We start from the raw sequence: 6,315 nt of genomic DNA, 5'->3' as shown, positions 1-6,315 counted from the left end.
GACGTGGTCGGCGCCTGCCAGCAGGTCGCCGAGATCGCGGGCCTCCTCGGCCTCGTCGCCTGCCTGCCGGCCTGACGACCGGTGGCGGCCTGACGACCGGTGGCGGCCTGACGACCGGTGCCGGCCTGACGCACAGCAAGGAAAGCGCGGACCTCGGCCTTTCACCGCCATGATCCCGGGCTCGGCTGTGCGGCCGCGGGATGACGGGATCGGGAACGACACCGGACGGACCATCCGGAACCGACGCGCGCCCCTGGCCCGATCCGCCCTTGATCTCCCGGCCGATCGGCGGACAAGTGGGGCCATGTCACAGAAGCCGTCGAGTCCCTGTACCAAGGTCTGCATCCTCGATGCCGGGACCGGCCTCTGCCAGGGCTGCGGTCGCACCCGCGACGAGATCGCCGCATGGGGCGGCCTCGGCGAGGCGCAGCGGCGCGCGATCATGGCGCGGCTCGAGGCACGGCTGCAGGCGGCCTACCCGGCCCCCGGGGCCGGGCGGGCGACCTCGCGATGATCCCGTACCTCGCGATCGCCGCGATCGTCGCCGTCGTGGCGCTCCTCGTCCTTACGGACGGGAGCGGCAGCGTGGGCGGCGTCGAGCCGGACACCCTGGCGGGCGTCGCATTCGGCGTCGGCACCCTGGTGCTCGTCACCGCCGGCTACTGGCGCCGCTTCGGCAGCGGCCTCGGCGTCAGCCTCCGCCACGCGCTCGTCTGGCTGGCGCTCGGCCTCGCCTGCGTCGTCGGCTACAGCTACCGCGAGGAGATCCAGGGCGTTAGTTCCCGGGTCGTCGGCGAGTTGCGGCCCGGCAGCGCCGTGGTCTCGGGCCAGACCGTCACGATCGTCCGGCGGCAGGACGGGGATTTCGAGGTCGAGGCCGAGGTGAACGGGCGCGTCCAGGCCTTCGCCTTCGACACCGGCGCCAGCGCGGTGGTGCTCACCGCCGAGAACGCCGCCGCGCTCGGCATCCGGCCGGCCGAGGCCGCCTTCACCGCCCGGGTCTCCACCGCCAACGGCACGGCCTACGCGGCACCGATCCTCCTCGACGCGATCGGCATCGGCCCCATCACCGAGCGGCGCGTCCCGGCCCTCGTCGCCCGCACCGGGGCCCTCGGCCAGAACCTGCTCGGGCAGAGCTTCCTCACCCGGCTGCCCGGCTACGAGGTGCGCGGCGACCGGCTGATCCTGCAGGGACGCTGAGCCGCCTACTGGCCCGGCATGGTCAGGACCAGCGGCCCGTTGCGGGTGGCGACGACCGTGTGCTCGTACTGCACCGTGAGGGCGCGCGGGCGGCTGTAGAGCGTCCAGGGATCGTCCCCGTCCTCGGCGAAATCGGCCCCAAGCGACAGGAAGGGCTCCACGGTGAGGACCAGCCCCTCGCCCATGATCCGGCGTTCCGAGGCGTCCGGCCAGGTCGCGATCGCCTTGGGCTCCTCGTGCAGCGACAGGCCGACGCCGTGGCTCGCGAGGTTGCGCACCAGGGTGTAGCCGTTCTTGCGGGCGAAGGCGCCCACCGCTCGGCCGATGCCCGCCAGCGGCTTGCCGGCGCCGACCTCGCGCAGGCCGGCCCACATCGCCCGCCGGCCGTCCTTGCAGAGGCGCTCGACCCGGCGCGTCGCGGGCGGCACGGCGAAGGAGGCGCCCGTGTCGGCGAAGTAGCCGTCCTTCTCGGCGGAGACGTCGACGTTGACGAGGTCGCCCGGCCGGATCGCGCGATCGCCGGGAATGCCGTGCGCGATCTCCTCGTTGACGCTGATGCAGGTCGCGCCGGGAAAGCCGTAGACCATCTCGGGCGCGGGGCGCGCGCCCGCATCCTCCATGACACGCCGCCCGATGCCGTCGAGCTCGCGGGTCGTCATGCCGGGCTCGATGGCACGTCCCATCGCCTCGAGCGCGTCGGCGACGATGCGCCCGATCATTTTGAGGGCCGTGAGGTCGTCCTCGCTCGACACCGTCATGTCCGCTCCTCCCGTGCGAAGATCTCAGCGCCGCGATGCCCGGAGACGGGCGACAAAACCAGGGCTTTCTCGGCCGCCCGGGTTTCCACGCCCGCGCGCGCTCTATAAGCCGCGCCTCACGCCGCGAGGCGGGCGCGGACCCGCCTCGGGAAGCCGTGCCAAGGACACCGTGCCAATGTCGCAGGTCGTGCAGTCCCGCCGCCTCCGGGCCACCGACATCGCCAAGGCCAAGGCCGAGGGGCGCAAGATCATCTCGCTCACCGCCTACCACGCTCACACCGCCTCGATCCTGGACGCGTACTGCGACTTCATCCTGGTCGGCGATTCGCTCGGCATGGTCATGCACGGGATGGAATCGACCCTGCCCGTCACCCTGGAGATGATGATCCTGCAGGCGCAGGCGGTGATGCGGGGCACGAGCCGCGCTCTCGTCGTCGTCGACATGCCGTTCGGCTCCTACGAGGCGAGCCGCGAGCAGGCCTTCATGAGCGCGGCGCGGATCCTGAAGGAGACCGGCGCCGGCGCGGTGAAGCTCGAGGGCGGCGCGCGCTTCGCCGAGACCGTCGCCTTCCTGACCCAGCGCGGCGTGCCGGTGATGGGCCATATCGGGCTCACCCCCCAGTCGGTGAACACGATGGGCGGCTTCCGGGTGCAAGGCAGGGGGCCGGACGGCGAGCGGCTCCTCCTCGAGGACGCCCGCGCGATCAGCGAGGCGGGCGCCTTCGCGATCGTGCTTGAGGGCATCGTCGAGCCGGTGGCCCGCGCCATCGCGGCCGCGCCCGAGGTGACCGCCGCGACCATCGGCATCGGCGCCTCCTCGACCTGCGACGGGCAGATCCTGGTCCTGGAGGACATGCTGGGCCTCTCCGAGCGCACACCGAAATTCGTCAAGCAGTTCGGTTCGCTGCGCGCCCATATCGAGGGGGCGGTGAAGACCTACGCCGAGGAGGTCCGCGCCGGTCGCTTCCCCGAGGACGCGCACACCTACGGGGATACCTGACGCCTCTAGCGATCCGATCGGGCCAGCCCGGCATTCCGCGGGCCCTTCTCCGCAAGCCTCCACGTCCGACGGTCGGCGGAAACGTGATAGGGTATCGCGCCGCGCGGGCCGATCGGCTGCGATCGACCGCTGCGTCATGGGCGCACGGACGCGCCGTCCGAATCCCATCGAGCAGTGCCGGGACGTGATGTACGGGAGATCCACCGCGACGACGTGCGTCCCAGGCTTCCTCCTCGGCGGCGGCGAGATGGGCTCCCTCATCCGTGCGCACGATTGGGACACCTCGGCGCTCGGGGCCCCCTCGACGTGGCCGCAATCCCTGGCGACGCTCGCGGGCGTCATGCTGGGCTCGGAACAGCCGGTCTGCGTGATCTGGGGTCCGGACCGACGATTGCTGTACAACGATCCTTACGCCCGCCTCCTCGGCGACCGGCATCCCGCCGCGCTCGGCCGAGACTACCTGGATGTCTGGCACGACCTCAGGGACGTCCTCGAACCCGTCCTGGACGCAGCCCGGGCGGGTCACGCCGTCCGGAGTGTCGATGTCGAGCACGTCCTGGGGCGGGGCGACGGCGGGCACGAGGCCCGGTTCCGGCCCGCCTACGCGCCCGTACGCGATGCGGCCGGAGATGTGGACGGGCTGTACGGCACCTGCACCGGTATCCCGGATCGGGCGCCGGCGGCGCACGACCGGGTCGAGCCGGACCTGTCGTTCCGCCCCAACGAGGAGAGGCAGTCGTTCCTGCTCGATCTCAGCGACCGGCTCCGGCCGCTGACCTCGTCGGCCGAGATCGTCGAGATGGCCTCACGTCGACTCGGTGAGCGCGTCGGCGCGAGCCGCGTCTTCTACGCCGAGATCGGCGGCTCTCTGATGAAGGTCGAGCAAGAGTACGTCCACGGCGTCGACTCGATCGTGGGCGAGCACTCGCTGGCGGCCTTCGGTCCCGACCTGCTCGCCGCCTATCGCGACGATGCGGTCGTCGCCGTCGAGGACGTGGCCTCGGATCCCCGCTTCAACGTCGAGGCCAGGGCCGGCCTGCGGTCGCGACAGGTCGGCGCCTTCGTCGACGTCGTGCTGTTCCGCGGGGAGGAATGGGTCGGCCTGCTCGCCGTGCAGAGCGCGGTGGCGCGCGCCTGGACCTCGAGCGAGGGGAACCTGATCCGGGAGGTCGGAGAGCGGGTCAAGGCGGCGATCGAGCGGGCTCGCGCGGAGTCCGCCCTGCGCCAGAGCGAGGAGCATCTCGCCGCGATCTTCGCCGGCGCCACCGTCGGCCTGTCCGAAGTGGATGCGGACGGTCGCTTCGTGCGGGTCAACACCGAGTTGTGCCGCATCCTGGGACGGCCGGCCGACGCGCTGCTGCGGCTCGGCATCGCGGATGTGACCGATCCCGCCCATGTCCGGCAGAGCCTGGAGACGATCGCCCAGGTCGTCGATGCGGGGCAGACCTCGGCGCTCGACAAGCTCTACCGTCGTCCCGACGGCACGCCGGTCTGGGCGAACAGCAGTATCCGGCGCCTGGACGACGCGCAGGGCCGGTTCAAGACCCTGCTCGTCGTCACCGTGGACCTCAGCCAGCGCCGGGAGGCCGAGCAGCGGCTGGCCGAGAGCGAGCGCCGCCTCCAGCATCTCAACGAGACCCTGGAACTGCAGGTCTCGGAGCGCACGGCGGAGCGCAACCTGTTCGCCACGATCGTCGAGAGAACCGACGTCATGGTGATGGCTGCCGATCTCGACTACAACATCCTGGCCATCAACAAGGCCAACGCGGACGAGTTCGAGCGCATCTACGGCGTGCGTCCGAGGGTGGGCGACAACATGCTTGACCTCCTGGCCGACCAGCCCGAGCACCAGGCCCAGGTCAGGGCGGGCTGGGGACGAGGCCTTGCGGGCGAGGAGATCACCTTCGTCCAAGAATTCGGCGCCTCCGAGCGCGTGCGCCCCGCCTACGAGATCAGCTTTCGCACGCTGCGGAACGCCCGCGGCGAGCGCACGGGCTGCTACCAGTTCGTCATGGACGTCACGGAGCGGCTGCGCGGCCAGGCCGAGCTGGTCCAGGCGCAGGAAGCCCTGCGTCAGTCCCAGAAGCTCGAGGCGGTCGGCCAGTTGACGGGCGGCGTGGCGCACGATTTCAACAACCTGCTCACGATCATCCGCTCGTCGGTGGACTTCCTGCGCCGGCCGGATCTGCCGGAGGCCCGCAAGCGCCGCTACCTCGACGCGGTGTCCGACACCGTCGACCGGGCGGCCAAGCTCACCGGCCAGCTCCTCGCCTTCGCGCGCCGCCAGGCTCTCAAGCCGGAGGTGTTCAGCGTCGGCCAGAGGGTGCGCGCGATCGCCGAGATGCTCGACACGCTGACGGGCGCGCGGGTCCAAGTGCTGATCGAGGTGCCGGACTCCTCCTGCCACGTCCGGGCGGACGTGAGCCAGTTCGAGACCGCCCTGGTCAACATGGCGGTGAACGCGCGCGACGCGATGGACGGCGAGGGCACGCTCATCCTGCGCGTCACCTGCGGCGCGGCGCTGCCGGCGGTGCGCGGCCATGCCGGCTCCGCGGCGCCGTTCGTGGCGGTGTCCCTGACCGACACCGGAACGGGAATCCCGCCGGACCGGATCGGCCGGATCTTCGAGCCGTTCTTTACGACGAAGGAGGTCGGCAAGGGCACGGGCCTCGGGCTCAGCCAGGTGTTCGGCTTCGCCAAGCAGTCGGGCGGCGACGTGGACGTGCGCAGCACCGTCGGCCACGGCACCACCTTCACGCTCTACCTGCCCGAAGTCGCGGTCTCGGACCTCTCTCCCGACATGCGGGTCCAAGATGTGGAGCCGGCCCCGCTGGGTTCCGGCCAGCGCATCCTGGTCGTCGAAGACAATGTTGGCGTCGGCCAGTTCGCGACGCAGATCCTGAAGGATCTCGGATATCGGACCGCGTGGGCCGGCAACGCCGAGCAGGCGCTGGACAAGCTCGGTCGCGACGGAGGCGGGTTCGACCTCGTGTTCTCGGATGTCGTCATGCCGGGGATGGGCGGCGTCGCGCTGGCGCGCGAGCTGCAGAGACGCCTGCCGCACCTGCCGGTGGTCCTCACGTCGGGCTACAGCCACGTGCTCGCCCAGGAGAGCGACCACGGGTTCGAGCTGCTGCACAAGCCCTACTCGGCCGATCAGCTCGGGCGCATCCTGCATCAGGCCCTCGGGATCCAGGCCCGGCTCGCCTCGCCGGCGGCCTAGCCGACCGCGCCTCCCGGCGGCGCCTCATGGGGCCTCACGAGGCAACCGTCATGGCCGCCGCGAGGGCGTCAGCCTCAGGCCCGGGGCCGGGCGCTCCAGCAGCACCTCGCGGCGGAAGCGGACGAGGCGGGCGG

5 protein-coding genes are annotated in these 6,315 nt (G+C 71.5%); 4 read left to right on the top strand and 1 reads right to left on the bottom strand.

Annotated elements, in window-relative coordinates:
• Positions 1 to 304 precede the first annotated feature (304 nt).
• The gene (locus AX737_RS20590; RefSeq protein WP_066924506.1) at positions 305 to 514 is read left to right on the top strand and encodes a DUF1289 domain-containing protein; all 210 of its coding nucleotides are present in this window, start codon (positions 305 to 307) and stop codon (positions 512 to 514) included.
• Entirely contained in the window at positions 514 to 1,200 is a 687-nt protein-coding gene (locus AX737_RS20585; protein ID WP_066924510.1) for a TIGR02281 family clan AA aspartic protease, read from the top strand. Before AX737_RS20590 ends, AX737_RS20585 begins: the two co-directional genes overlap by 1 nt.
• Positions 1,201 to 1,205: 5 nt before the next feature.
• On the opposite strand, the gene map is transcribed toward AX737_RS20585, so the two are convergent.
• Entirely contained in the window at positions 1,206 to 1,958 is a 753-nt protein-coding gene (gene map / locus AX737_RS20580; protein WP_066924504.1) for a type I methionyl aminopeptidase, read from the bottom strand.
• A 175-nt stretch (positions 1,959 to 2,133) separates the two neighbouring features.
• Here map and panB point away from each other — a divergent pair, with 175 nt between their 5' ends.
• On the top strand, positions 2,134 to 2,958 hold the full coding sequence (gene panB, locus AX737_RS20575) for a 3-methyl-2-oxobutanoate hydroxymethyltransferase (RefSeq protein WP_066924502.1): 825 nt from the start codon (positions 2,134 to 2,136) through the stop codon (positions 2,956 to 2,958).
• A gap of 136 nt (positions 2,959 to 3,094) precedes the next feature.
• Entirely contained in the window at positions 3,095 to 6,181 is a 3,087-nt protein-coding gene (locus tag AX737_RS20570) for a PAS domain-containing protein (RefSeq protein ID WP_238230545.1), read from the top strand.
• Positions 6,182 to 6,315: the final 134 nt, after the last annotated feature.

This window comes from Methylobacterium sp. CCH5-D2 (assembly GCF_001556475.1).
Lineage (GTDB): Bacteria > Pseudomonadota > Alphaproteobacteria > Rhizobiales > Beijerinckiaceae > Methylobacterium > Methylobacterium hispanicum.
Note: the sequence above shows the minus strand (reverse complement) of the source record. Positions and strands in the feature narration are given on the sequence as shown.